The sequence below is a fragment of the Arthrobacter sp. Soil736 genome (assembly GCF_001428005.1).
Classification (GTDB): Bacteria; Actinomycetota; Actinomycetes; order Actinomycetales; family Micrococcaceae; genus Arthrobacter.
Genome location: NZ_LMSB01000056.1, coordinates 7813 through 8090 on the forward strand (window position 1 = coordinate 7813; position 278 = coordinate 8090).

The 278-nt window shown below is 72.6% G+C and carries 1 protein-coding gene; it reads right to left on the reverse strand.

All coding sequences use genetic code 11. From position 1 onward, the window contains the following. The coding region (locus ASG92_RS30490) for a PKD domain-containing protein (RefSeq protein ID WP_200952069.1) at positions 1-278 on the reverse strand (278 nt) is incomplete at both ends.

The window sequence follows — 278 nt, forward strand, 5'->3', positions numbered from 1 at the left end:
CCGAAGGCCCAGGACCACGACGTCGGCGAGCCGGTGGAGGTATCGGTGAAGGCCACGTCCAGCGGCGCGGTCCCGGAAGTGAGGGTGGCCGTGAASGAGGCAACGGGCGCCGGGGGCGCTGCCGGGCTGACCGTGATGGTCGAGCTGGTCGAACTCGAGCCGGTGCCGTTGGTGGCGGTCAGGGTCGCGGTGTAGGTTCCGGCGGCGGCGTAGGTGTGGGCCGGGTTCTGCTCGGTGGACGTGCCGCCGTCGCCGAAGGCCCAGGACCACGACGTCGG